Source organism: Streptomyces sp. NPDC052299, from assembly GCF_040679335.1.
Taxonomy (GTDB): domain Bacteria; phylum Actinomycetota; class Actinomycetes; order Streptomycetales; family Streptomycetaceae; genus Streptomyces.
In genome coordinates this window covers 122,760-147,130 of sequence record NZ_JBFAUP010000011.1, presented here as the reverse complement: position 1 = coordinate 147,130, position 24,371 = coordinate 122,760, and the positions used below count along the sequence as shown (strand labels likewise).

At 71.9% G+C, this 24,371-nt stretch carries 16 protein-coding genes; 7 read left to right on the top strand and 9 right to left on the bottom strand.

The annotated features are described in order from the left end of the window. The first annotated feature begins 132 nt into the window (after positions 1–132). The 3 genes from AB0L33_RS20395 to AB0L33_RS20385 all read left to right on the top strand — a co-directional run bounded on the left by AB0L33_RS20395 (position 133) and on the right by AB0L33_RS20385 (position 7,559). Positions 133–1,734 (top strand): hypothetical protein, encoded by a 1,602-nt coding sequence (locus tag AB0L33_RS20395; protein WP_365683302.1) that lies wholly within the window; start codon positions 133–135, stop codon positions 1,732–1,734. A gap of 207 nt (positions 1,735–1,941) precedes the next feature. Next, on the top strand, positions 1,942–3,102 hold the full coding sequence (locus AB0L33_RS20390; RefSeq protein WP_365683300.1) for a CDP-alcohol phosphatidyltransferase family protein: 1,161 nt from the start codon (positions 1,942–1,944) through the stop codon (positions 3,100–3,102). Then, a complete protein-coding gene (locus AB0L33_RS20385) occupies positions 3,099–7,559 on the top strand; it encodes a glycosyltransferase (RefSeq protein ID WP_365683298.1) in 4,461 nt (1,486 codons plus the stop codon). Before AB0L33_RS20390 ends, AB0L33_RS20385 begins: the two co-directional genes overlap by 4 nt. 55 nt (positions 7,560–7,614) lie before the next feature. Here AB0L33_RS20385 and AB0L33_RS20380 read toward each other — a convergent pair whose 3' ends face one another. Next, positions 7,615–9,300 carry a hypothetical protein gene (locus AB0L33_RS20380; protein ID WP_365683296.1) on the bottom strand — a complete coding sequence of 562 codons (1,686 nt, stop codon included), beginning with the start codon at positions 9,298–9,300 and terminating at the stop codon, positions 7,615–7,617. Positions 9,301–9,534: 234 nt separating this feature from the next. Here AB0L33_RS20380 and AB0L33_RS20375 point away from each other — a divergent pair, with 234 nt between their 5' ends. Further along, entirely contained in the window at positions 9,535–10,839 is a 1,305-nt protein-coding gene (locus tag AB0L33_RS20375) for a phosphodiester glycosidase family protein (protein ID WP_365683294.1), read from the top strand. A 68-nt stretch (positions 10,840–10,907) separates the two neighbouring features. Here the strand turns inward: AB0L33_RS20375 and AB0L33_RS20370 are convergent, their stop codons facing one another. From AB0L33_RS20370 to AB0L33_RS20350, 5 genes are all read right to left on the bottom strand, one after another. Beyond that, positions 10,908–13,037, bottom strand: a complete 2,130-nt coding sequence (locus AB0L33_RS20370) for a 3-hydroxyacyl-CoA dehydrogenase NAD-binding domain-containing protein (protein WP_365683292.1) — start codon at positions 13,035–13,037, stop codon at positions 10,908–10,910. Next, positions 13,034–14,260, bottom strand: a complete 1,227-nt coding sequence (locus tag AB0L33_RS20365; protein WP_073966137.1) for an acetyl-CoA C-acyltransferase — start codon at positions 14,258–14,260, stop codon at positions 13,034–13,036. Before AB0L33_RS20365 ends, AB0L33_RS20370 begins: the two co-directional genes overlap by 4 nt. A 284-nt stretch (positions 14,261–14,544) precedes the next feature. Beyond that, on the bottom strand, positions 14,545–15,819 hold the full coding sequence (locus AB0L33_RS20360; protein WP_079192903.1) for an HRDC domain-containing protein: 1,275 nt from the start codon (positions 15,817–15,819) through the stop codon (positions 14,545–14,547). A 113-nt stretch (positions 15,820–15,932) separates the two neighbouring features. Then, positions 15,933–16,595 (bottom strand): response regulator transcription factor, encoded by a 663-nt coding sequence (locus tag AB0L33_RS20355; protein WP_018100712.1) that lies wholly within the window; start codon positions 16,593–16,595, stop codon positions 15,933–15,935. A 290-nt stretch (positions 16,596–16,885) separates the two neighbouring features. Beyond that, a complete protein-coding gene (locus AB0L33_RS20350; RefSeq protein ID WP_365683290.1) occupies positions 16,886–17,545 on the bottom strand; it encodes a DUF3000 domain-containing protein in 660 nt (219 codons plus the stop codon). A 92-nt stretch (positions 17,546–17,637) separates the two neighbouring features. On the opposite strand from AB0L33_RS20350, the gene hemE reads away from it, so the two are divergent. Then, entirely contained in the window at positions 17,638–18,711 is a 1,074-nt protein-coding gene (hemE, locus tag AB0L33_RS20345) for a uroporphyrinogen decarboxylase (RefSeq protein ID WP_365683288.1), read from the top strand. A 23-nt stretch (positions 18,712–18,734) separates the two neighbouring features. On the opposite strand, the gene AB0L33_RS20340 is transcribed toward hemE, so the two are convergent. Then, positions 18,735–20,117, bottom strand: a complete 1,383-nt coding sequence (locus AB0L33_RS20340; protein WP_365683286.1) for an FAD-dependent oxidoreductase — start codon at positions 20,115–20,117, stop codon at positions 18,735–18,737. 64 nt (positions 20,118–20,181) lie between these two features. After that, the gene (locus AB0L33_RS20335) at positions 20,182–21,087 is read right to left on the bottom strand and encodes a DUF4349 domain-containing protein (RefSeq protein ID WP_365683284.1); all 906 of its coding nucleotides are present in this window, start codon (positions 21,085–21,087) and stop codon (positions 20,182–20,184) included. A gap of 127 nt (positions 21,088–21,214) precedes the next feature. Here AB0L33_RS20335 and hemG point away from each other — a divergent pair, with 127 nt between their 5' ends. Both hemG and hemQ read left to right on the top strand, forming a co-directional pair. Continuing rightward, positions 21,215–22,699 (top strand): protoporphyrinogen oxidase, encoded by a 1,485-nt coding sequence (hemG, locus tag AB0L33_RS20330; RefSeq protein WP_365683282.1) that lies wholly within the window; start codon positions 21,215–21,217, stop codon positions 22,697–22,699. 4 nt (positions 22,700–22,703) lie between these two features. Continuing rightward, positions 22,704–23,438 carry a hydrogen peroxide-dependent heme synthase gene (gene hemQ / locus AB0L33_RS20325; RefSeq protein ID WP_365683280.1) on the top strand — a complete coding sequence of 245 codons (735 nt, stop codon included), beginning with the start codon at positions 22,704–22,706 and terminating at the stop codon, positions 23,436–23,438. 132 nt (positions 23,439–23,570) lie between these two features. Here hemQ and AB0L33_RS20320 read toward each other — a convergent pair whose 3' ends face one another. After that, positions 23,571–24,350: a TIGR04222 domain-containing membrane protein gene (locus AB0L33_RS20320; RefSeq protein WP_365683278.1), complete on the bottom strand. Its 780-nt coding sequence runs from the start codon at positions 24,348–24,350 to the stop codon at positions 23,571–23,573. Positions 24,351–24,371 lie beyond the last annotated feature (21 nt).

Sequence of the window (24,371 nt, the reverse complement as noted above, 5' to 3'; positions counted from 1 at the left end):
GATCATGTATGACGGAATCCGGCGGACATCGCAGCGCTATGGGTGGATTTCCTGACCGGGGCGAGAGTGCATATCTTCTTGTGAGCCGGGATGTCCATCAGCCCGGCTCCACACACGAGGGGGGCGCAGCGCATGGCACGCAGAGGGGAGCGCCGGTCGGAGCGCCGCCGGCCGGCACGCGACCGCGTGCGCACGGCCCGGGCCGGCGACGCGGGTGGCGTGGCGATCGTGGTCGCGACGCCGGGGGACGCCGTGGAGCCGCTGGCGCTGCAACGGCCGGCCGGTCCGGTGGTCGATGTCGTCTGTGCCCAGCCCGGCACTCCGGACGAACGGGCCGCGTTCGGCCGTGCCGTGGCCGAGGCCGCGGCACGCGGGGTCCGGGTGGCGGACGAGCCCTGGGTGATCGACGCCGAACCGGGCAAGATCACCGCTTCCGTGCTCGACGCCCTCCGCGAGCTGCGGCCGCTGCTGGTGACCACCCTGGACCCGGACCCCGGGCACTCCTCGATCGACCTGGAGGCCAACCGCCCGGTCGTCACCGAGCCGCCGCTGCGCGGCAGCGTGGCGCGTGCCACGGTCTCCGCCGCGCGCACCTACCAGCGGGAGTGCGGGGCCCCGGTGTTCGTCCGGTGCCATCGTGCCGGGGCGTCGGCCTCGCTGGGGGTTCGTGCGAGTGCCCGTCACCCGCTGCCGCTGCGCTGGCTCGTCAGGGGGGTGGACGGGCGGCTCTCCGCCTACCTGCCGTCGGCGGCCGGGGTGCTGCGCTGGACCGAGGTCCGCGCGGGCGCCGACGAGTGGACCGGTCCCGAACTCCTCGACGGACCCGACCTGCTGCCCGGCCTGGACGTCGTCCAGGACGCCCAGGGCTATGTGCACCTCTTCGGTCTGCGCCGCCGGAAGCGGCCGGACGGCGAGAAGTTCGTCGAGATGGTCCACGCGACCCAGTACCAGAGCGGGCGCCCGCTGGGCCCCTGGCACTCCGCGGGCAACCCGCACGGAAACGACCCGGCCAAGAGCCGCCAGGCCGGTTTCCCCGCCGCGGCCTTCGACGCCGAGGGGGGCCTCCACGTCTTCGTGCGCAACGTCGGCCACAGCATCAGTACCCGACGCCAGGGGGCGGACGGCCGATGGAGCGCCTGGCAGCACCTGCGCGGCGTCATGGTCGCCGACGAGCTGGTCGCCCTCACCGGTGACGCGGGGGTCCCCGAGGTCTGGGCCCGGGTCAGGGACGCGGCCGCGGCCGTCCGGTGGCACCGCGCGACGCCGGGAGGCGAGTGGGCGGCGGACGCCGCGGGCGCGGTCAGCCCGTCCCCCGGCAGCCTGTCGGCGGCCCCCGAAGCGGGGACGGTGCGCTACCGGTACGCGGGGAGCAACGAGGTCTGCGTGCAGGTGCCGGGGGCCGGTGCGGTGAGCCTGGGAGGGCCGGACGGTACGGGGCCGGTGGCCGGGGTCGCCGGTGTGGACATCCAGGGCTGGGGCTGCACGGTGCTGGTGCGGTCGGGGGAGTCCGGTGCGTGCCTGGTGGGCGCGCACGCGGACGGACGGCCGGAGAGCGGCGTGTGGTGGTTCGACGCGGGGGAGACCTCGGTGGTGCCGCCGGCCGTGGCGGTGGACGGCCTCGGCCGGGCGGTCGTCGCGGTGCTGGGGGACGACGGGCGGCTGAGGATCACCCGTCAGGTGCAGGGGGAAGCCGGCCTCGTCTTCGCCCAGTGGACCGTGGTCGCGGGAGGCTGACCTGTGGCCCGGGGGCGGTCGCGCGCGCCTGCCTGATCATGATTGATGGTTTCGGGATCAACCTTGATCTTGGTAGGGTCTAATCCTGTCTTTATGTGGATCACAGGTGAAGCTCCTGTGTCCATTATGTGAACGCCCCTTGATTGCGACTTTTTGCAGGCCGATGGGGCCGCGTTGACCGCGTGAGTCGTGTTTGTCTGAGGGGTTATGGGGAAGCTGTCGCTGCGCGCCGTTCAGAAGCTGACATGCAAGAAGCGCGATGCATGGTGGACCGTCCTGCTGGTCGACCCCGTCGCCACGCGCATGCTGATCGGGATGGCCAAGTTCAGATTCATCACCCCGAACCGCGTCACCTGGTCCGCTCTCTTCGTGGGCCTCGGCTCCGCGTACTTCTTCCTCAAGGGCGACACCCCCTCGCTCGTCATCGGGGCGGCCCTCTACCACCTGAGCTTCATCCTCGACTGCATCGACGGCAAACTCGCCCGCCTCAAGGGCAACGGCACCGTCTTCGGCGGCTGGCTCGACTACGTCTTCGACCGCATCCGGGTCCTCTTCTGCGCGCTCGCCCTGATGGGCGGCCAGTACCTGCGCACCCACAACGAGCTCTACCTGCTCGCCGCCCTGGCCGTCGTCTTCCTCGACATGCTCCGGTACGTCGACGCCCTGCAGATCTACAAGATGCGCATGTCCATGCGCATGAAGATCGAGAAGGTCACGCTGGAGCGCAAGGCGCTGGAGGACGAGCAGGCCCGGCGGGAGGCGGCGGAGACGGCCGACCAGCCCAAGGTGGTCTTCATCGAGGACCTGCTCCGGGAGAACCCGGGCGTCGAGGCCGAGGTCCTCAAGCAGCAGGCCGGTGAGGTGGTCGACCTGCACGCCCAGTTCCGCAACCGCTTCCCCTGGTATACGCGCTTCCGGCAGGCCCTGCTGCGCAGCCGCATCCGGCCGCACCTGATCAGCGGCATCGAGTTCCAGATGTTCATCTTCATCGTGGCGCCGCTGATCGGCCAGATCCTCTGGACGACCGCGATATCCGCCGCCGCGCTCGGCCTGTTCGAGCTCGTGATCATGTACAAGTTCTGGCTGTCCACCCGTGACTTCACGCGGCTCATGGACGAGCTCGCCACCGAGCCCTCGCAGGCCGGCGTCATCGCCGAGCACCTGCACCGCGGACGCCACCGCAGGGGCGGGGACGCCGCCGACGAGCAGGCCCAGGTCCTCACCGAGAAGTTCCCCCTTCCCGAGCAGGACGACGACCTCGGCTTCCAGCCGTACCCCCGGCCCTACACGCCGCACCCGTCCGACATCGAGACGCAGCAGCTCCGCGCGCTGCCCTACTGGGCCGAGAGCGAGGGGTCCGTCCGATGACCTCGCCCGCCGACCCCTCGCTGTACACCGTGACGATCGTGGTGCCCGCCTACAACGCGAGCGCCACCCTCGGCCGGGCCCTCCAGTCCGCACTGGCCCAGACGCACCGCGCCGTCGAGGTGATCGTCGTGGACGACGCGTCGGCCGACGGGACCCTCCAGGTGGCACGCGAGTTCGCGGCCGGCGACCGCCGCGTCCGGATCGTCGAACGCCCGCAGAACAGCGGCGGCGTGGGCGCGCCCCGCAACAACGGCATCATGGCCGCGACCGGCCAGTACGTGATGTTCCTCGACGCCGACGACGAACTGCCCCTCAAGGCGTGCGAGACCCTGGTGGCCTCCGCGGTCGCCACCGGCGCGGACATCACCGCCGGGCGCGCGCTCCGGGTGAACCTCGCCAAGGACGAGATCACCATCTGGCAGCCCCAGCTCTACGGGACCGACCGCGCGGTCGACGGCGGTCTGCGCGCCATGCCCGACCTGCTGCAGGACCCGATCGCGGCGGCCAAGCTGTACCGGCTGGACTTCCTGCTCAACCACGGCATCCGCTTCCCCGAGGAACTCTTCTTCGAGGACACGTACTTCTCGACCGTCGCCTGGTACTCCGCGCGTTCCGTCACCCTGCTCGCCGCCCCCGTCTACCGGTGGATCTGGGAGCGCGAGACCGACACCCCCTCCATCACCAACCGGCGCGGGGAGCTGCGCAGCATCCGGGACCGGGTCCTGGTGCACCAGTACGCGGACGCCTTCCTCATCCAGCAGGGCGAGCAGGAGCTGCTCGCCCACAAGGCCGCCAAGTTCCTCTCGCACGACCTGCGGCTGTACACCCCCGAGCTGCGCACGGGCGACGCGGAGTTCCGGGCAGGATTTGCCGGCTTCGTGGCCCCGTACCTCCGCACGCTGCCGTCCGAGGTCTACGACCTGTGCGGGCCCCTGGAGCGCGTACGGGCGTTCTGCCTGATGCACGGCCGGGTGGACCTGGCGCTCAGCGTCTCGGACTACACCCAGCGCCGCAGCGTGCTCAGCTCCGACCTGGTGCGCCGGGACGACAAGGTCTACTGGTCCGCCGCGCTGCTCGGCCGGCCGGACGCCGAACGCTTCCTGGACGTCACCGACCTCGACCTGACCGGCAACAGCCTCTCCGACTCCCGGCTGTTCAACCAGGCCACCCTCGTGGAGATCCGGGACAGCACCCTCCACGTCACCGGCTACATCCGCAACCAGTTCGCCAGGGTCGGGCCGAAGGACAAGCTGGAGCTCACCGCGGTGCTCCGCCGCCGCAGCACCAAGGCCGACCACTCCTTCGAGGTGACCGGCGTGGACGTGGACGAGGAGTTCATCCGCTACCACACGACGGTGGACCTGGCCGCCACCCTGGGCGCGGCCGACCGGGCGGGCAACTGGAACCTCTTCGTACAGCTGCGGCACGGCGGGGAGCGGGCCACCACCACCGTCGCGGTCACGGGCCTCGACATCGCACGCGAGCGCTACCACGGGCCCCGGGGCACGTACGAGATCTACGAGACGGTCAGCGGCAACCTCGCGCTGCGCCCGGAGACGACCGAGCAGCAGACCGTCGACCGCCCGCGCGGCACCCCCTGGCTGTGGTGGCAGAACAGCCCGGCCGCGGAACCGGCGACCGTCCCGGAGTCGTACGAGGCCGCGGTCGTGGTGCACTGCCACAACGACGAGTACCACCTCTACGAGTTCCTCAGCTCCCTGCTCGCCCAGCGCGAGTTCGCCGCGGTCCAGGTGATCCTCGTCGACGACGGCTCCACCGACGCCACCTCGGCGCAGCTGGCCCAGTTCGCCGCGTACCACGGCAACGTCGAGGTCGTCCCGCAGATCAGGCTCGGCGCGCGCTCCAGCTACGACAACGGCCTGCGCTACGTGCACGCGCCGTACGTCATGTTCACCAGCGCCCAGGACATCCTCGGCGAGAACTGCCTGGGCCGGCTGGTGGCCGCCGCCCGCCGGTGCGACGCCGACGTGGTGGTCGGTGACCAGGACAACTTCCCCGGGCCGCGCAGCAGCGCGGACGCGCCCTGGAAGCGCTACTTCGGAGCCGACGCGCCCCGCGTCGACCGGCTGCACAAGGCGCCCTACCTGATCTTCTCCGCCGAGCTGGGCACCAAGCTGTTCCGGACCTCCCTGCTGCGCCGGTACGCCCTGCGCACGGGCCACGGCCCCGGCTTCGAGGGCGCCTGGCTCACCGTGCCCGCCCTCCTGCACGCCGGTACGGTCACCACCGCACCCACCGCCACCTCGTTCGCCCGCGACCCCGAGCGACGGGACTCGCTCTTCGACCTGGCCTGGAACGACCCCGTCAAGACCCAGGAACTCATCCGCCTCTGCCGCCACGTCATCCGGCTCGCGGAGCGGCTGGACGACCGGGCCGGACGGCTGGCCATGCGCTTCGTGGTCCGCTCCATGCAGCCGCACCTGCGCAACATCCACCGGATCATGAGCCGGGCGGAGATCGCCGGGATCTTCCCCGCCCTGGTCGATGTCTACCGGCCGATACCCGACGACCTGATCCTCCAGTACGCGGGCGTGCCGATGTCGCGCCTCCAGCACCACGCCGTGCGCACCGGCAACTTCGAGCTGTTCTGTGACCCGTACACCAAGCCCGCCTACCTGCCCCGGCTGTTCGTCGACGACGACGGGCTGCACCGCCGCCTCGACGCGGACCGCACGCCGACCGCGCTGCTGCGGGTGGACAGGCAGAAGGCCGTCCTGGAGACCTTCGTCCCCGACGGCGACCACCTGCACTTCGAGGGGCTGCTCGTCCTCTCCGGAGTCGACATCGCCCAGTTGTTCGGCAACCGCCTGGAACTCGTCCTCGGCGACGGCCACCGGGAGACCGCCCTGCCCATCGAGCAGGTCTACCGCCGCGACCGTTGGCGCGCCCGAAAGGAACAGGACTGGTACGCGGGCTGGCGGGCCACCGCCCGCCCCGGCGACCTCGCCTCGCTCTCCAACCGGAATCTGACCCTCCGGGTCCGTGTCCACGACGCGGAGCGCAGCCACGACATCGCCGTCGAGGCCCGCCAGATGCTGCACCGCTTCAAGGGCGTGCACCGGTCCGGCCGGTCGCGGGTCCGGCTGAGCATCGCCGCCGACGAGTCCGTGACCCTGCGCCGGATCACCGGCCCGCTCCGCAAGGCGGGCCACCGGCTCCGCCGCCTGCGCGAGGAGGTGCGCAACTCGCTGCCCGGCCGGTCCGGCTGGCGTACCCGGCTGCTGTACTGGCTGACGTATCCGCGACTGCACCGCAAGAACATCTGGATCATCGGCGAGCGCGAGGACACGGCCCAGGACAACTCGTACCACCTGTTCAAGTGGATCAGGGAGAACGAGCCGAAGCGCAAGGTCTTCTACGCGATCAACGGCGACGCCGAGGACCGCGCGAAGGTCGACCACCTCGGCCAGGTGGTCGACCGCCTCTCCTGGAAGTACCGCGCCTACCTGCTGCACGCCACCAGGCTGATCAACGCCTACGACCTGGAGGCGTACCTCGGCTTCCCGGGCCTCTCGAAGCGGGCCTTCCTGCGCGGCTACGGCGACCTGCTGCGCTACAAGCGCGTCTTCCTCCAGCACGGCGTCGTCTACAACGACGTCGTGCAGTCCATCCACGCCCAGGTCACCAACGTGGACATGGTCCTCACCACGGGCCGCAGCGAACGCGCCTACTACGCCGAGCACTGCGGGTACGGCTACGACCGCGTGGCCGCCACCGGACTGCCGCGCTACGACGCGCTGAAGCCGATCGACGGCCCGCGCAAGGTCCTGGTCATGCCCACCTGGCGCCGCGACATCGTGGCCCCGTCGTACAACAAGGCGGCCAAGCCCGAGATACCGTTCGCCGCGTCCGAGTACTACCGCTTCTTCTCCGCGCTGCTCCGGGACGAGAGGCTGCTCAAGGCCCTCCAGTACTACGGCGTGGAGCTGGAGTTCATGCCGCACTACGAGATCCGCCCGTACCTGAAGCACTTCCGGATCGACCACCCGTCGATCACCGTCTCCTCGACGGGCCGGGACGTGCAGCTGGCCATGCGCGAGTGCGCCATGCTCGTCACCGACTACTCGTCGGTGTTCTTCGACGTCGCGTACATGGGCAAGCCGATCGTCTACACGAACTTCGACGACGAGGCGTTCTACAGCAAGCACTACAAGCGGGGCTACTTCGACCTGGCCCGCGACGGCTTCGGCCCCGCCTGCGGGACCGTGGACCACGCGGTGGACGAGATCATCGCCTCCATCGCCCGCGGTTTCGAGGTCGAGCCCGAGTACCGCCGCCGCGCCGAGGAGTTCTTCGTGCTGCGGGACACCAACAACTGCCGGCGGGCCTTCGACGTCATCGACACGATGAACGCCACCGCGGGCGGCGACCCGGGCCGGATGTCGGTGCCGCTCGTGATGGGGCGGCCGGGGGAGCAGGAGCGCGAGCGCGCGTGAGAATACGGGCGGGGGAGCCCGGGGCTCTCCGCCCCGAATTCCCCCGCCCGTTCCCTCAGTCCAGTGTGATGCTTCCGGCGGCGGCCGAGAACAGGGACCCACCGGTGCTCAGCGAGATATAGACCTCGTACACGCCCGGTGCGGCCTTTTGCAGATCGACGCCCTTGTACCCCGACGTCGCGAAATAGGCGAAGTCGTAGTTCCCGAAATCGCCCCGCCGGACGTGCTTGCGGATCGCCGCCGCCTTGCTCGACATTCCGAGCCGGAACGAGTGCGTGGAGCCCTGGCCCTGGAGCACCAGATAGTACTGGCCGTGCCCCCGGTCGCCCGCCTCGATTCCATGGACGAAGAGCGCGCCCTCCACATGGAGCGTCCGGTCCTTCAGCCAGGAGGATTCCAGCGAGAAGACCGTCTCCGGTGAGAACTGGCCGACAATGGGGCGGCGTATCAGACGGACCCGCTTTCCGTCCCCGATCAGAACAGCCTCATTCCCACCGACCGGCCGCCTGATGTCGAAGGGGCGGCGAGCCACCAGAGCGGTCCGCCTGTCTATCCCCTCGGCCGGACTCGTCACACGCACGGAAAGGTTGTACGTACCTACCGGGAGCCCCTTCATGGAGATTCCCGAAGGCGATTCCGGCTCGAACCCCCCGTGGGGGTAGTCGCAGGAGAACCGGTCGAAGTACTGGCTGTACAGGTACTTCGCCTCGGTCGTGGCCAAGGGGTATTCGAAGTGACGGCTCCCGCTCTCCATGATGAGGCTCTTCGTCGTCATGGAATGCGAATAAGGAGACTCCCCGGGTATGAAAGCATCTCCGGAGAGGATGATGTTCGCGCCGCGGATGTCCTGCTTCTTCACCACGGCCGTCAGCGCGTCCGATGCCCGCACCTCGTACAGGTAGGACTGCCGCTCCATCTCGTTGACCTGCTGTTTGCCGTTCTCCACGAACCCCAGCCGCGGGTCCGCCCCCTCCGTGAGGGCCGACAGCACACCGGCGATGAGCGGCATGTTGTATCCGGACACCTCGCCGTGCTGGCGCACCATCGGGGAATCCGTGCGGATGAAGTTGAAGTTCTCGCAGGCCCAGAACAGCTGCAGGTGCGGGTTGATCTCCGTCTCGTACTGCTCGTCGGCCTCGGAGGTGAACAGATAGATGTTGTGGCCCTGACCACCGCGTGCCTTGAGCATGTCCGGCACGGCGCCGTCGAGCACATCCACGTTCTGCTGCGGCATCGATTCGCCCAGCATGTACTGACCCGTCACCGGCCTGTCGCGCACATAGCTGCCGATCAGGAACTGCGGCACCACGGTGACGATATTCCGGTATCCGTACCGCAGGCCGTAATAGAGAGCCGCGCTGCCGCCCTTGGAAACGCCCAGGAGGCTCACCCGGTCCCGGCCGAGCCCGAGACGGGCGAGCGTGCGCTCGATGACTCCGGCAACCGACGCCTCGATGCCGAAATCCATGTTCCGGCACATGTAATAGCTGTAATGGCCGTCGAAGTCGTCCCGAATCCACAGGATGTTCGCGCGCAGCTCCATCAGGGATTTACCCGCGAAATGATAACCGTTGGGCGCGCCGAGCCCGGAGAACACGACGATCAGGTGCTGGGCGTCACCATCGGCCGGCCGGAATCGGTACTCGACGGGGAAAGGACCCGAGGTGTCCGTCTCGGTGACCACCCGGCGCCGGTCGGTGGCCGCGCGATTCGGAACGAGAGGAGGAAGTGCTGTGGTCATCGAGATACGCTGCCTGCTCCTGTGTGATTCCGGACACGGCCCCCGACGGAAGCCGTCCGAGTCTATCCGGCCCTCGCGCCACCAGTCGAGCCCGAATTCATCACGAATGGCCCGACCGGTCTCGGACGCGTTGTTGATAGCATCCGAACCGTCATATGGCTGGTATCCAAGGCGAATCCCCGCGCGGTGCCCGGACAGAGCCCTGTTCGTTGTCCGGGGGCAGGGGAGTGGGACATGAACGGACGACGGGCCGCGCGGACACCGGCGCTCCTGCTCGCCCTCCTGACGGCCGCGTGCACCGCGCGGACCGGTGCGGCCCCGGACGACGGCGGGGCGCGGGCGACCCACCCGTCCGCGGACAGCGCGCAGCGGGCGGAAGACCTCCCCGACGGCATCACGTTCCGGCAGTCGGTGCGCAGGCTGGCCGACGGCAAGCCGGTCCGGGTCAGTGTGCTCGCCGTGGCGCCGGACGCCCGGGCCGACGTCCGCACCGAGCACGGCAGCGCGGTGGCGACGACCGACACGGTCTTCGACCTCGCCCGCAGGGCCCATGCGGTCGCCGCGGTGAACGGCACCTACTTCGACTCGGACTCCGCGCGCTACAAGGGCGACCCCCTCGGCATCTACGTCTCCGACGGCGCCTTCCTCAGCGAGGCCACCAACGGGCGGACCGCCCTCGTCCTGCCCCGGCGCGGCGAGCGCCCCCGGATCACCGAGCTGCGGTCCGCCACCTACGTCACCTCGTCCGACGGCGCCCGTGCGGTCGTGGACGGCACCGACCGGGTGCCGGGGCGGATCGTCGGCTGCGGGGGCGTCGGCGGGGACCGGCGCACGGACACCGGCGCACTGACCGTGGACCCGCTGCCCGGACGCGTCTGCTCCGACCCGGACGAACTCGTCGACTTCCCCGCCCCCTGGGGCGCCCGGACCCCGGCCGCCGGCCGGCACAGCGTCGAGGTGGTGCTCGACGCGAAGGGCACCGTGAAGACCGTGCGCAGCCCTTCGGGCGGCAAGGTCCCCGCGGGCGGGCGCACCCTGGTGGGCACCGGGTCCGCGGCCGGCTGGCTCCGGGAGCACGCCGCCGAGGGCCGCACCCTCACCGTGGAGTCCCGGGTGACGGACCCGGAAGGCCGGACGGTGGACACCTCCGGCGCCTCGGTCGTCGGAGCCGGACCCGCGCTGGTGCGCCACGGCCGGGTCTGGATCAACGCGGCGGCCAACGGGGTCTCCAAGGCGGCCGTCAGCAGCCGGTCGCCCCGCACGGTGGCCGGCATCCGGCCGGACGGAACCCTCCTGCTCGTCGTGTTCGACGGCCGCCGGCCGGGCGTCAGCGAGGGGGCCACCCTCACCGAGGCCGCCGGAATGCTGGTGGACCTGGGCGCCGAGGACGCCATCAACCTCGACGGCGGCGGGTCGAGCACCATGGTGGTCGGGGACAAGGTCCGCAACAGCCCCTCGGACCCCGGGGACACGGACGAGGCACGCCAGCGCAAGGTCTCCAACGCGATCGTCGTCGTCCCGCGCAGCCCGGCCCCCTGACGCCGGGTACGGAAACGGGCCGTACGGATCGATCCCGTACGGCCCGCCGCCCCGGGGCGAATGCCCTGCTACGCCGGAACGCTCGCGACGCCCGCCGCCAGGAACTTCTTCCCGTTCACGCGCTCCGAGACGCCCTCGCGGTCCAGGTACGGCGTGATGCCGCCCAGGTGGAAGGGCCAGCCGGCACCCGTGATCAGGCAGAGGTCGATGTCCTGGGCCTCGGCCACGACGCCCTCGTCCAGCATCAGGCCGATCTCCTCGGCCACCGCGTCCAGGACGCGGTCGCGGACCTGCTGCTCGGTCAGGACGGTGTCGCCCTGCTTGAGGAGGGCGGCGACCTCGGGGTCGAGGACCGGGGCGCCCGTGTCGTACACGTAGAAGCCGCGCTTGCCGGCCTTGACGACGGCCGCCAGGTTCTCGGAGACGGTGAAGCGCTCCGGGAAGGCGCGGTTCAGGGTCTCGGAGACGTGCAGGCCGATCGCCGGGCCGACCAGCTCCAGGAGCACCAGCGGGGACATCGGCAGGCCGAGCGGCTCGATGGCCTTCTCCGCCGTCTCGACCGGGGTGCCCTCGTCGATGACGTTCTGGATCTCGCCCATGAAGCGGGTGAGGATGCGGTTGACGACGAACGCCGGGGCGTCCTTCACCAGCACCGCGGTCTTCTTCAGCTTGCGGGCCACACCGAAGGCGGTGGCCAGCGAGGCGTCGTCCGTCTTCTCGCCGCGCACGATCTCCAGGAGCGGGAGGATCGCGACCGGGTTGAAGAAGTGGAAGCCGACGACCCGCTCGGGGTTCTTCAGCTTCGACGCCATCTCGGTGACCGAGAGGGACGAGGTGTTGGTGGCGAGGATCGCGTGCGCCGGGGCGACCGCCTCGACCTCGGCGAACACCTGCTGCTTGACGCCGATCTCCTCGAAGACGGCCTCGATGATGAAGTCGGCGTCGGAGAAGCCCTCCGCCTTGTCCAGCACACCGGAGACCAGGGCCTTCAGGCGGTTGGCCTTGTCCTGGTTGATGCGGCCCTTGCCGAGCAGCTTCTCGATCTCGGCGTGGACGTAGCCCACACCCTTGTCGACGCGCTCCTGGTCGATGTCGGTCAGCACGACCGGCACCTCGAGGCGGCGCAGGAAGAGCAGGGCGAGCTGGCTGGCCATCAGGCCGGCGCCCACCACGCCGACCTTGGTGACCGGGCGCGCCAGGTTCTTGTCCGGCGCCCCGGCCGGGCGCTTGGCGCGCTTCTGGACCAGATTGAAGGAGTAGATCCCGGAGCGCAGCTCGCCGCCCATGATCAGGTCCGCCAGGGCCTGGTCCTCACGGTCGAAGCCGGCGGACAGGTCGCCGTCCTTGGCCGCGGCGACGATCTCCAGGGCGCGGTACGCGGCCGGGGCCGCGCCGTGCACCTTGGAGTCGGCGATGGCCCGGCCGCGCGCGACGGCCTGGTCCCAGGCGTCCCCGCGGTCGATCTCGGGGCGCTCGACGGTGACCGTGCCGTTGAGCACGCCCGCGGTCCAGACGAGGGACCGCTCCAGGAAGTCCGCGCCCTCGAAGAGCGCGTCCGCGATGCCGAGCTCGAAGACCTGCTTGCCCTTGAGCTGGCGGTTCTGGTTCAGCGAGTTCTCGATGATCACCGAGACCGCGCGGTCGGCGCCGATCAGGTTCGGCAGCAGCACGCAGCCGCCCCAGCCGGGGACCAGGCCGAGGAAGACCTCGGGCAGCGAGAAGGCCGGCAGCGCCTTGGAGACGGTGCGGTACGAGCAGTGCAGCCCGACCTCGACGCCGCCGCCCATCGCCGCGCCGTTGTAGTACGCGAACGTGGGCACCGCGAGGGTGGACAGCCGGCGGAAGACGTCGTGGCCGCCCTTGCCGATGGCCAGCGCGTCCTTGTGCTCCTTGAGCAGCTCGACGCCCTTGAGGTCGGCGCCGACCGCGAAGATGAACGGCTTGCCGGTGATGCCGACGCCGGTGATCGCACCGTCGGCGGCCTCCTTCTCGACCTGGTCGATCGCGGCGTCGAGGTTCGCCAGCGACTGCGGCCCGAAGGTGGTCGGCTTGGTGTGGTCCAGGCCGTTGTCCAGCGTGATGAGGGCGAAGCGCCCCGCACCGGCCGGCAGGTCCAGGTGGCGTACGTGGGCCTGGGTGACGACCTCGCCGGGGAACAGCTCGGCCGCGCCCTTCAGAAGCTCGGTGGTGGTGCTCACTTGTCGCCTCCGGCGTTCTCGAAGTGCGGGTTCTCCCAGACGACCGTCGCGCCCATGCCGAAGCCCACGCACATGGTCGTGAGGCCGTAGCGGACCTCGGGGTGCTCCTCGAACTGACGGGCCAGCTGCGTCATCAGCCGGACACCGGAGGAGGCCAGCGGGTGACCGTAGGCGATCGCGCCGCCGTACTGGTTGACCCGGGCGTCGTCGTCGGCGATGCCGTAGTGCTCCAGGAACGCCAGCACCTGTACGGCGAACGCCTCGTTGATCTCGAAGAGACCGATGTCCGAGATGGAGAGACCGGCCTGGGCGAGGGCCTTCTCGGTGGCCGGGATCGGCCCGTAGCCCATGACCTCGGGCTCGACGCCCGCGAAGGCGTACGAGACGAGGCGCATCTTGACCGGGAGGCCCAGCTCGCGCGCGACGTCCTCGGCGGCGAGCAGCGAGGCGGTGGCGCCGTCGTTGAGGCCCGCGGCGTTGCCTGCCGTGACCCGGCCGTGGGCGCGGAACGGGGTCTTCAGGTTGGCCAGGGACTCCATGGTGGTGCCCGGGCGCATCGGCTCGTCGGCGGTGACCAGGCCCCAGCCGGTCTCGCCGGCCTCGGCGTTGGTGCGGCGCACCGACACCGGCACCAGGTCCTGCTGGATCTTGCCGTTGGCGTACGCCTTGGCGGCCTTCTCCTGCGACCGCACCGCGTAGGCGTCGGCGCGCTCCTTGGTGATCGTGGGGTACCGGTCGTGCAGGTTCTCCGCGGTCATGCCCATGAACAGCGCGGACTCGTCGACCAGCTTCTCCGACACGAACCGCGGGTTCGGGTCGACGCCCTCGCCCATCGGGTGGCGGCCCATGTGCTCGACACCGCCGGCGACGACGACGTCGTACGCGCCGAAGGCGATGGAGCCGGCCGTCGAGGTGACGGCGGTCAGGGCGCCCGCGCACATGCGGTCGATGGAGTAGCCCGGGACGGACTGTGGCAGACCGGCCAGGATGCCGGCGGTACGGCCGAGGGTCAGGCCCTGGTCGCCGATCTGCGTCGTCGCGGCGATGGCGACCTCGTCGATCTTCTTGGGGTCCAGGTCCGGGTTGCGGCGCAGCAGCTCCCGGATGGCCTTCACGACGAGATCGTCGGCGCGGGTCTCGTGGTAGATGCCCTTCGGGCCCGCCTTGCCGAACGGGGTGCGGACGCCGTCTACGAAGACGACGTCCCGGATGGTACGAGGCACGATGGCTCTCCTCCAGGGTGCGGGATGGCACTGCTGCGGGGCGCGCCCGGAGGCACGCCGCTCCGGTCATGCTACTTGCGGGTAACCAGACTGCCCACCCCCTGTGGCCGGAGCGGCGAAGGTCACACGCGGAAACTGCCCGGAGAGCGCCCCTCCGCACACGGCGAATGGCCCGGACGGACTCGTTTTCGAGTCCGTCCGGGCCATTCGCGCCGCGTGCCGGAGCGCACGGAAGTCGGCGTGATCACGCCCCTGTCCCGTGCCGTGACGAGGGCCGCGTGCCGTTACGAGGGCTGGGTCAGCGCCCGGTACAGCAGCGGGGCCACCTGCTCGATCTGCCAGTGCCGCGCGCCGTACCCGGCGAGTGCGGACTCCACCGTCTCCGGCGTCGGGTTCTTCGGCGGCTCCCAGCAGACCCGGCGCACCGTGTCCGGCGTGATCAGGTTCTCCTGCGGCAGGTGCAGCCGCTCCGCCAGCGCGGAGACCGCGGCGCGGGCCGCGGAGAGCCGGGCGGCGGCGGCCGGGTCCTTGTCGGCCCAGGCGCGCGGCGGCGGCGGGCCGGCGAGGGCCTGGCCGGGCTGCGGCAGCTCCGTGTCGGGCAGCGCCTTGGCCCGGTCCACGGCGGCCTGCCACTGCTCCAGCTGGCGCCGCCCCATGCGCGGACCGAAGCCGGTGAGGGCGGTCAGTGCCTGGGTGTTCGCCGGGAGGGCGAGCGCGGCCTCGATGATCGCCGCGTCCCCGAGCACCTTGCCGGGAGAGATGTCGCGCCGCCGGGCGATCTGGTCCCGGGCGTTCCACAGCTCCCGGACGACCGCCATCTGGCGGCGGCGGCGGACCTTGTGCATTCCGGAGGTCCGGCGCCACGGGTCCTGGCGCGGGGGAGCGGGCGGAGCCGAGGCGATGGCGGAGAACTCCTCCTGGGCCCATTCCAGCTTGCCCTGCCGGTCGAGCTCGTCCTCCAGCGCGTTGCGCAGGTCGATGAGGAGTTCGACGTCGAGCGCGGCGTAGCGCAGCCAGGGCTCGGGCAGCGGCCGGGTGGACCAGTCGACGGCGGAGTGGCCCTTCTCCAGCGAGTAGCCGAGGACGTTCTCGACCATGGCGCCGAGGCCGACGCGCGGGAAGCCGGCCAGTCGTCCGGCCAGCTCGGTGTCGAAGAGCCCGGTCGGCGTCATCCCTATCTCGCGCAGGCAGGGCAGGTCCTGCGTCGCCGCGTGCAGGATCCACTCGGTGCCGCGCAGGGCCTCGCCGAGCCCGGAGAGGTCGGGGCAGCCCACGGGGTCCACGAGCGCGCTGCCCGCCCCGTCGCGGCGCAGCTGGACGAGGTAGGCGCGCTGGCCGTAGCGGTAGCCGGACGCCCGCTCGGCGTCCACGGCCACCGGGCCCGAGCCCGCGGCGAATGCGGCGATCACCCCGGCCAGGGCGTCGTCGGACGCCACCACCGGCGGAATGCCCTCGCGCGGTTCGAGCAAGGGGATCGGCGCCGGGGCGACGTCGTCCGGGGGAGCGCCCCCGGTGGTTCGCAGTGATGTGTCTGCTGCGGTCTCTTGGGCGTCGGTCACGTGTCAAGGGTATCTGTGTGTGCGCGGCGCCTGCCGACGGAACGTTCCGTCGGCAGGCGCCGATGCACGTATTCCAGCCGGTTCCGTACGCGGGCACCGGCCGGGGCCGGGAATCAGTGGATGATGCCCGTCCGCAGGGCCACCGCGACCATCCCGGCGCGGTCGCCGGTGCCCAGCTTGCGGGCGATGCGGGCGAGGTGGCTCTTCACGGTCAGGGCGGACAGCCCCATGGAGACGCCGATGGCCTTGTTGGACTGGCCCTCGGCGACGAGCCGCAGGACCTCGACCTCGCGGCCGGACAGTTCGCGGTAGCCGCCCGGGTGGCTCGGGGTGCCGGGGGGCCGACGGTGCATGCGGGCGGCGGTGGCGCCGATGGGGGCGACGCCGGGACGGGCCGGGTGGCCGATGTTGGTACGGGTGCCGGTGACGACGTAGCCCTTGACGCCGCCCGCGAGGGCGTTGCGCACGGCGCCGATGTCGTCGGCGGCGGACAGGGCGAGACCGTTGGGCCAGCCGGCGGCTCGGGTTTCGGACAGCAGGGTCAGCCCGGAACCGTCGGGCAGGTGGACGTCGGCTACGCAGATGTCGCGCGGGTTGCCGACGCGGGGACGGGCCTCCGCGATGGACGACGCCTCGATGACGTCACGAACTCCGAGGGCCCACAGATGGCGGGTCACGGTGGAACGGACGCGCGGGTCGGCCACGACGACCATGGCCGTCGGCTTGTTCGGGCGGTAGGCGACCAGGCTTGCGGGCTGCTCGAGGAGAACGGACACCAGGCCTCCTGGGGAGTGGCGGGACGGGCCGGCTCGGGGATGAAGCCGGGGCGAACCGTGCTTGAAGGGTCATTGACTCCTTCGGCAGCAGACCCCTGCTCCTTTAGGGGAAGATCACGATTTGTTGAGTAACAATTCGGGCAAATGGGGTTCTCGATCGATTCCTGAGAGCGTTTTCAGCTGGCTGAAAGTGATCGCATGACTCGCTGTCACGGAGATCGTCCGACGCGGCGGCACGGAAAACGGGGCGGCCCGAAGGCCGCCCCGCCCGTTCCGCTCCCGGCCGCGCGCTACGGCGTCTGCGGGCCCCGGCGCTGTGGGAGCGTGACCACCGCCGCGTCGAGAGGACCGGACGGCGGCAGGCCCGCGATCTGACAGAGCAGGTCGCCCCAGGCGACCAGATGGGCCGCCGCGTCCGGCGCGCCGCCCAGGCCCTCGCGCGGCGTCCAGGAGGCCCGGATCTCGATCTGCGTCGCGGGGCGCCGGGTCTCCAGCGCGCCGAAGTAGTGCGAGCCCGCCATGGTGACCGTGCCGCCCGCCTCCCCGTAGAACAGGCCGCGGGCCTCCAGCGCGCCGGTCAGCCAGGACCAGCACACCTCGGGGAGCAGCGGATCGGCGGCCATCTCCGGCTCCAGCTCGGCGCGGACCAGCGTCACCAGCCGGAAGGCGCCCTGCCACGCCTCGTGGCCGGCCGGGTCGTGCAGCAGGACGAGCCGGCCGTCGGCGAGGTCGTCGTCGCCGTCGACCACCGCCGCCTCCAGTGCGTAGGCGTGCGGAGCGAGCCGCTTCGGCGGCCGGGTCGGCTCCACCTCCAGCTCGGGACGCAGCCGCGCCGCGCGCAGCGCGTCCACCGCCGAACGGAACGCGGACGGTACGGCACCACCCTCCGCGCCGTCCGTGCCGTCAGCGCCATCGGATTGACCGGAGATGTGTCCCTGAGCCGCAGCCATGCCGGGAAGAGTAGGCGGAACGGGAGCTCCGTGCGCGGAAGGACACCCGTGCGGGGCCGGGCTCGTTTCCCGCGCGTGCGAAGATTCTGTGCGTGAGTGCCAACGACCGCCCCTCCGGGCAGCAGACGAAGACTTCCGCCACGTACGACTCGGCGTTCCTCAAGGCGTGCCGGCGCGAGCCGGTCCCGCACACGCCGGTCTGGTTCATGCGCCAGGCGGGACGCTCGCTGCCCGAGTACCTGAAGGTGCGCGAAGGCATCCCGATGCTCCAGTCCTGCACGATGCCGGAGCTCGTCGCCGAGATCACGATGCAGCCCGTCCGCCGCCACAAGGTCGACGCCGCCGTCTACTTCAGCGACATCGTCGTCCCGCTCAAGGCGATCGGCATCGACCTGGACATCAAGCCCGGCGTCGGCCCGGTGATCGCCGAGCCGATCCGCACTCGCGCCGACCTCGCCCGGCTCCGCGACCTGACCCCCGAGGACGTCCCGTACGTCACCGAGGCCGTCCGGCTGCTCACCGCCGAGCTGGGGGAGACCCCGCTGATCGGCTTCGCGGGGGCGCCGTTCACGCTCGCGAGCTACCTCGTGGAGGGCGGGCCCTCCCGCAACCACGAGCACACCAAGGCCATGATGTACGGCGACCCGGAGCTCTGGGCCGACCTGCTCGACCGGCTCGCCGAGATCACCGGCGCCTTCCTCAAGGTCCAGATCGAGGCCGGAGCCTCGGCCGTCCAGCTCTTCGACTCCTGGGTCGGCGCCCTGGCCCCCGCCGACTACCGGCGCTCCGTGCTGCCCGCCTCCGCGAAGGTCCTCGACTCCGTCGCCGGGTACGGCGTCCCCCGCATCCACTTCGGCGTCGGCACCGGTGAACTGCTCGGCCTGATGGGCGAGGCCGGGGCGGACGTCGTCGGCGTCGACTGGCGGGTCCCGCTGGACGAGGCCGCGCGCCGCGTCGGCCCCGGCAAGGCGCTCCAGGGCAACCTCGACCCGGCGGTGCTGTTCGCGCCGACCTCCGCGGTGGAGGCCAAGACCCAGGAGGTGCTGGACGCGGCCGCCGGGCTGGAGGGCCACATCTTCAACCTGGGCCACGGCGTCATGCCGAACATGGACCCGGACGCGCTGACCCGGCTCGTCGAGTACGTCCACACCAGCACCGCCCGCTGAACCGGCGGGAAGGCGGGCGCCGCTCAGTCGGTGCCCGCCTTCCGCAGCACCGACACGGTCTTGCGGGCCGCCACCAGGACCGGGTCCCAGACCGGTGAGAACGGCGGGGCGTAGCCCAGGTCCAGGGCGGTCATCTGCTCGACGGTCATCCGGGCGGTGAGCGCCACCGCCGCCACGTCGACCCGCTTCCCGGCGCCCTCGCGCCCCACGATCTGCACGCCGAGCAGCCGGCCCGTGCGGTACTCCGCGAGCATCTTGACCGTCATCGGCCGGGCGTCCGGGTAGTAGCCCGCCCGGCTGGTCGACTCGATCGTGGCCGTCACGTACCGCAGGCCCACCGCCCGGGCGTCCTTCTCGCGCAGCCCGGTCCGGGCGATCTCCAGGTCGCACACCTTGCTCACCGCCGTGCCCACCACACCGGGGAACGTGCCGTAGCCGCCGCCGACGTTGGACCCGATGACCTGGCCGTGCTTGTTGGCGTGCGTGCCGAGCGCGATGTGCCGCGTGCGGCCCGCGACCAGGTCCAGGACCTCCACGCAGTCACCGCCCGCCCAGATGTTCTCGTGGCCCTGGACCCGCATCGCCAGATCGGTGAGCAGCCCGCCGTGCGGCCCGAGCGGCAGCCCGGCCTCCCGGGCCAGGGCCGTCTCCGGCTCGACGCCGATGCCGAGCACCACGATGTCCGCCGGATAGGACGCCCCGTCCGTGACGACCCCGGTGACCCGGCCGTCGTCGCCGGTCCGGATGGCGGTGACCGCCGCGCCGTTCACCGTGGTGATCCCGAGCCCGTCCATCGCGTCGTGGACCATGCGCCCCATGTCCGGGTCGAGCGTGGCCATCGGCTGCTCGCCGCGGTTGAGGACGGTCACCTCGAAGCCGCGCTTCAGCATCGCCTCGGCCATCTCCACGCCGATGTACCCCGCCCCGACGACGACCGCGCGGCGCCCCTCCGTCCGGTCCAGGCTGTCGAGCAGCGCCTGCCCGTCGTCCAGCGTCTGCACCCCGTGCACCCCGGCCGCGTCCATGCCGGGCAGCCGGGGGCGCACCGGACGGGCCCCGGTGGCGATCACCAGCTTGTCGAACCCGGTCCAGTACGTCTCGCCGGACTCCCGGTCCAGGGCGCGCACCCGGCGCCCCGCCACATCGATCGCGGTGACCTCGGTGCGGGTGCGCAGGTCGATGTCACGGGCCCGGTGCTCCTCGGGCGTACGGGCGATGAGGTCGTCCCGGTCCGTGACGTCGCCGCCGACCCAGTAGGGGATGCCGCAGGCGGAGTACGACGTGAAGTGGCCCCGCTCGAAGGCGGTGATGCTCAGCTCGTCCGGGCCCTTGAGCCGCCGGGCCTGGGACGCGGCGGACATCCCCGCCGCGTCCCCGCCGATGATCACCAGTCGTTCCGCAGCCATGCCGGTCCCTCCGAAGCGCCTTCGAAAGGACCCACGCTACGGGGCGGGCCGCACCGCGGCGCACTCACCCGCCCTGCGCGCCCCGACGACGGCGCAGCAGCCGCCACAGCACCGCCAGGACGGCCGCTACGGCGAGGAACGGGGCCGCCGCGCCGATCGCCATCGCCAGCCACCGAAGCACCGTCACGAAGGCGTGCCAGCCCCCGGCGACGGCGTCCGGGAAGCCCGGGTCGTCGTCGGCCGCCCCGGCCGCCTCCGGCTCCACCAGGTCGAGCGTGACGGTCGCCAGCGCCGTACGGTCCTTCAGCGACGCCTGCTGGGCGAGCAGCGACTCCAGCGCGGCCTGACGGCTGCTCAGTTCGCCCTCCAGCGTGACCACATCGGCCAGCTTGCCGGCCCGGTCCATCAGCTTGCGGACCCGGGCCACGCTCGCCCGCTGGGTGGCGATCCGGCTGTCGACGTCGACCACCTCGTCGGTGACGTCCTTGGCCGCCGACGTACGCGAGACGAGCTTCCCCGCCCCCGCCAGGTCCCGCAGCACTCCGTCGTACGACTCCTGCGGGACGCGCAGCACGAGGTGCGAGGAGTCCCGCGTGGAGTCGATCCGCTCGGTGGTCTCCTTCTCGACCAGCCCGCCCGCGTCCTGGACCGCCGTCCGGGCGTTCGCCGCCGCCTTCGACGCGTCCTTCACCTCGACGGAGAGCGATGCGGTGCGGATGACATGCGTGGCGGACGGTTTCGGGTTCTCGCGCTGCCGCTCCGGCCGCGCCGCGTCGGCAGCCGGTGCCCCGGCCCGGCCGGCCCCGGAACCGGACTTCTGCTGCTGCGGTCCGACGACGCCCCGGTCGGCGGCGCTGCCCGCATCGTCCCCGGACGCGCCGCAGCCGCTCAGCGCGAGCACGGCGGCCAGCAGTACGGCGGCCGGTCCGGCGACGCGCCGGCCGGTGCGCGCGAAAGGTGCTCCTTGCATAACTGTCCCCCCAGGACGGGTGATTGATGTCGGCGGTGGGACGTGGCGGGTCGGGCGAACGGACCCGGAAATCCGGTTGCGAACCGGTCACGGTCGGCGCCCCGGACCGGTTTGAGAGAGTGGAGCCATGCAGCCATCCACACACCGCGCGGACCGGGCCCCCCGTCATGTCGTCGTCATCGGCGGCGGCATCGCCGGACTCGCGGCCGCCCACCGGCTCGTCGGCGCCGGGCTGAAGGTCACCGTCCTGGAGGCGACCGTCCGGCTCGGCGGCAAGCTCATGTCCGGCGAGGTCGCCGGCGTCCAGGTCGACCTCGGCGCCGAATCCATGCTCGCCCGCCGCCCGGAGGCCGTCGGCCTGGCCCGTGCCGTGGGCCTCGGCGACCGCCTCCAGCCGCCCGCCACGGCCACCGCCGCGCTGTGGACGCGCGACGCGCTGCGCCCGATGCCCAAGGGCCATGTGATGGGAGTCCCGGGCGACCCCTCCGTCCTGGGCGAGGTGCTGTCGGCCGAAGGGCTCGACCGGATCGCCGAGGACCGGGAGCTTCCGTCGGTGCCGGTCGGCGAGGACGTCGCCGTCGGTGCGTACGTGGCGGACCGGCTGGGCCGGGAGGTCGTGGACCGGCTGGTGGAGCCGCTGCTCGGCGGGGTGTACGCGGGCGACGCCTACCGGATCTCGATGCGCGCCGCCGTACCGCAGCTCTTCGAGGCCGCCCGGGAAGGCGGCTCCCTGCTCGACGGGGTCACCCGGCTCCAGGAGCGGGCCGCCGCCCGGCAGCAGACCGGGCCCGTCTTCCAGGGCATCGAGGGCGGCATCGGCACCCTTCCGGTGGCCGTCGCCGACGCCGTGCGCGCCGGGGGCGGCGAGATCCGCACCGAGACCCCGGTGCTGGGCCTGACCCGTACCGCCGACGGCTGGGACGTCCGCACCGACACCGGGGTCGTCTCCGCCGACGGCCTCGTCCTCGCCGTGCCCGCCTGGTCCGCCGCCACGCTGCTCGCAGCCGAGTCGCCGGGGGCCTCGGCCGAGCTGGCGGGCGTCGAGTACGCGTCGATGGCGCTGGTCACCATGGCGTTCCGGCGCTCCGACGTGACCGGCGCGGCCTTCGACGGGCGCTCCGGCTTCCTCGTACCGCCGGTCGACGGGCGGACCATCAAGGCCGCCACCTTCTCCACGCACAAGTGGCAGTGGGTCGCCGACGCGGCCCCGGACCTGTTCGTGCTGCGGACCTCCGTCGGCCGGTACGGCGAGGAGGAGCACCTGCACCGCGAGGACGGCGAGCTCGTCGGCGTGTCGCTGCGCGACCTGGCCGCCGCGACGGGGCTCGCCGCCCGGCCGGTGGCGACCGAGGTCACCCGGTGGACCGGCGGACTGCCGCAGTACCCGGTGGGCCACCTCACCCGGGTCGCCCGCATCCGCGACGAGGTCGCCAAGCTGCCCGCGCTGCGGGTGTGCGGCGCGGTGTACGACGGGGTCGGCATCCCCGCCTGCGTGGCGAGCGCCCACCGGGCGGCGGACGAGATCGCCGGGGATCTCGGCGGGGGTCCCACCGGGGAGATCATCGCCACGCCGACCCTGGTTCAGGGCACTCGGAGCGAGGCGGGACAATAGCCGTATGAGTGCTCCTGAGACTGCGACATCAAGCAAGGTTCCGAACGCCGGCAAGAAGGCCAAGGACCTCAACGACGTCATCCGCTACACGCTGTGGTCCGTCTTCAAGCTGCGCGACGTCCTGCCCTCCGACACGGACCGCGCGGCCGTCGCCGGCGAGGTCCAGGAGCTGTTCGACCAGCTCGCCGCGAAGGACATCACGATCCGCGGCACGTACGACGTCTCGGGCCTCCGCGCCGACGCCGACCTCATGATCTGGTGGCACGCGGAGACCGCGGACGAGCTTCAGGAGGCGTACAACCTCTTCCGCCGCACCCGGCTCGGCCGCCACCTGGAGCCGGTCTGGTCGAACATGGCGCTGCACCGCCCCGCCGAGTTCAACAAGTCGCACATCCCGGCGTTCCTCGCCGACGAGACGCCGCGCAACTACGTCAGCGTCTACCCCTTCGTGCGCTCGTACGACTGGTACCTGCTGCCCGACGAGGACCGCCGCCGCATGCTCGCCGACCACGGCAAGATGGCCCGCGGCTACCCCGACGTGCGCGCCAACACCGTCGCCTCGTTCTCGCTCGGCGACTACGAGTGGATGCTGGCCTTCGAGGCGGACGAGCTGTACCGCATCGTGGACCTGATGCGTCACCTCAGGGCCTCCGAGGCGCGGATGCACGTCCGCGAGGAGGTCCCCTTCTTCACCGGCCGGCGCAAGTCGGTCGCGGACCTGGTGGCCGGGCTCGCCTAGCGAACGGGCTTGTGACCACCCCAACCCGGAAGATCAGACGGCGGGCCCACGGCACCTCGTGCCGTCCGCCGGTCCAGCGACACCGGGTTCGGCTCAGCGGTGCGGCGCGCTTCTCGCGCGCCGCACCGTTTGTCATTCGCGGGTGCCCAGCCGCCTCCGTACGCCCGGCCGGCCCGTGAGCGCGGCCCGCAGCGCCGGGTCGTCCACCGCCTCCACCCCGCGCACCGCGACCGTCACCAGCGTGTCGCCCGTCGCGCCGTCCCCCGGCACCGCGCACGCCGCCAGCAGCCGCTGCCCGTCCGGGGAGGCCCACGCACCGTAGGGGTGCGCCTCGACCCGGGCTATGGCCAGGCACCCCAGGGTCAGCGCGAGCGGCACCGCGAACCACACCGGCATCGGGGCCGCGTCCCCGGCGCCGGGGACGAGCAGGGCGGCGGCGCCCAGCGCGGCCACCAGCAGCGCCGCCCCGCGTACCGCTCGCACCGCCGAGGCGACGTCCGCCCCGCGCGGGAGCGCCAGACCGGCCGCCACGAGCCGGTCGGCCACCGCGCGCACGGCATCGGCGGCCGCGGCCGATGCCCGCACCGGCGCTATCGGCGACTGGCCCTCCGGCCCTATGGCCCGGATCACCGTGCGTTCCACGTCGTCGCGGCCCTCGGGGTCCACGACCGTCGCCCATCCGGTGTGCGCCAGCAGCAGCCGGCGCCGCAGATGCATCGAGACCAGCGCCAGATCGGCGACCCGGCCCGGCCCGCCCGCCAGGAACGCCGCCTCGTACAGCGTGAGTTGCCGTCCCCGCCCGTCGGCCGCGCCGGCCGGCCGCCGGGCCGCGCGGGCTCCCGCGAGACAGAGCCGGGCGCACGAAAGACCCGCCGCACCCCACGCGACCAGCAGCAACAGAAACGGCACCATGCCGGTGTTCTATGCCAGTGC

Coding starts and splice junctions, on each gene's coding strand:
- AB0L33_RS20320 (WP_365683278.1), bottom strand. CDS start 24,350: ATGGTGCCGTTTCTGTTGCTGCTGGTCGCGTGGGGTGCGGCGGGTCTT.
- AB0L33_RS20395 (WP_365683302.1), top strand. CDS start 133: ATGGCACGCAGAGGGGAGCGCCGGTCGGAGCGCCGCCGGCCGGCACGC.
- AB0L33_RS20340 (WP_365683286.1), bottom strand. CDS start 20,117: ATGGCTGCGGAACGACTGGTGATCATCGGCGGGGACGCGGCGGGGATG.
- AB0L33_RS20390 (WP_365683300.1), top strand. CDS start 1,942: ATGGGGAAGCTGTCGCTGCGCGCCGTTCAGAAGCTGACATGCAAGAAG.
- AB0L33_RS20375 (WP_365683294.1), top strand. CDS start 9,535: ATGAACGGACGACGGGCCGCGCGGACACCGGCGCTCCTGCTCGCCCTC.
- AB0L33_RS20380 (WP_365683296.1), bottom strand. CDS start 9,300: ATGACCACAGCACTTCCTCCTCTCGTTCCGAATCGCGCGGCCACCGAC.
- hemG (WP_365683282.1), top strand. CDS start 21,215: ATGCAGCCATCCACACACCGCGCGGACCGGGCCCCCCGTCATGTCGTC.
- hemQ (WP_365683280.1), top strand. CDS start 22,704: ATGAGTGCTCCTGAGACTGCGACATCAAGCAAGGTTCCGAACGCCGGC.
- AB0L33_RS20335 (WP_365683284.1), bottom strand. CDS start 21,087: ATGCAAGGAGCACCTTTCGCGCGCACCGGCCGGCGCGTCGCCGGACCG.
- AB0L33_RS20385 (WP_365683298.1), top strand. CDS start 3,099: ATGACCTCGCCCGCCGACCCCTCGCTGTACACCGTGACGATCGTGGTG.
- AB0L33_RS20350 (WP_365683290.1), bottom strand. CDS start 17,545: ATGGCTGCGGCTCAGGGACACATCTCCGGTCAATCCGATGGCGCTGAC.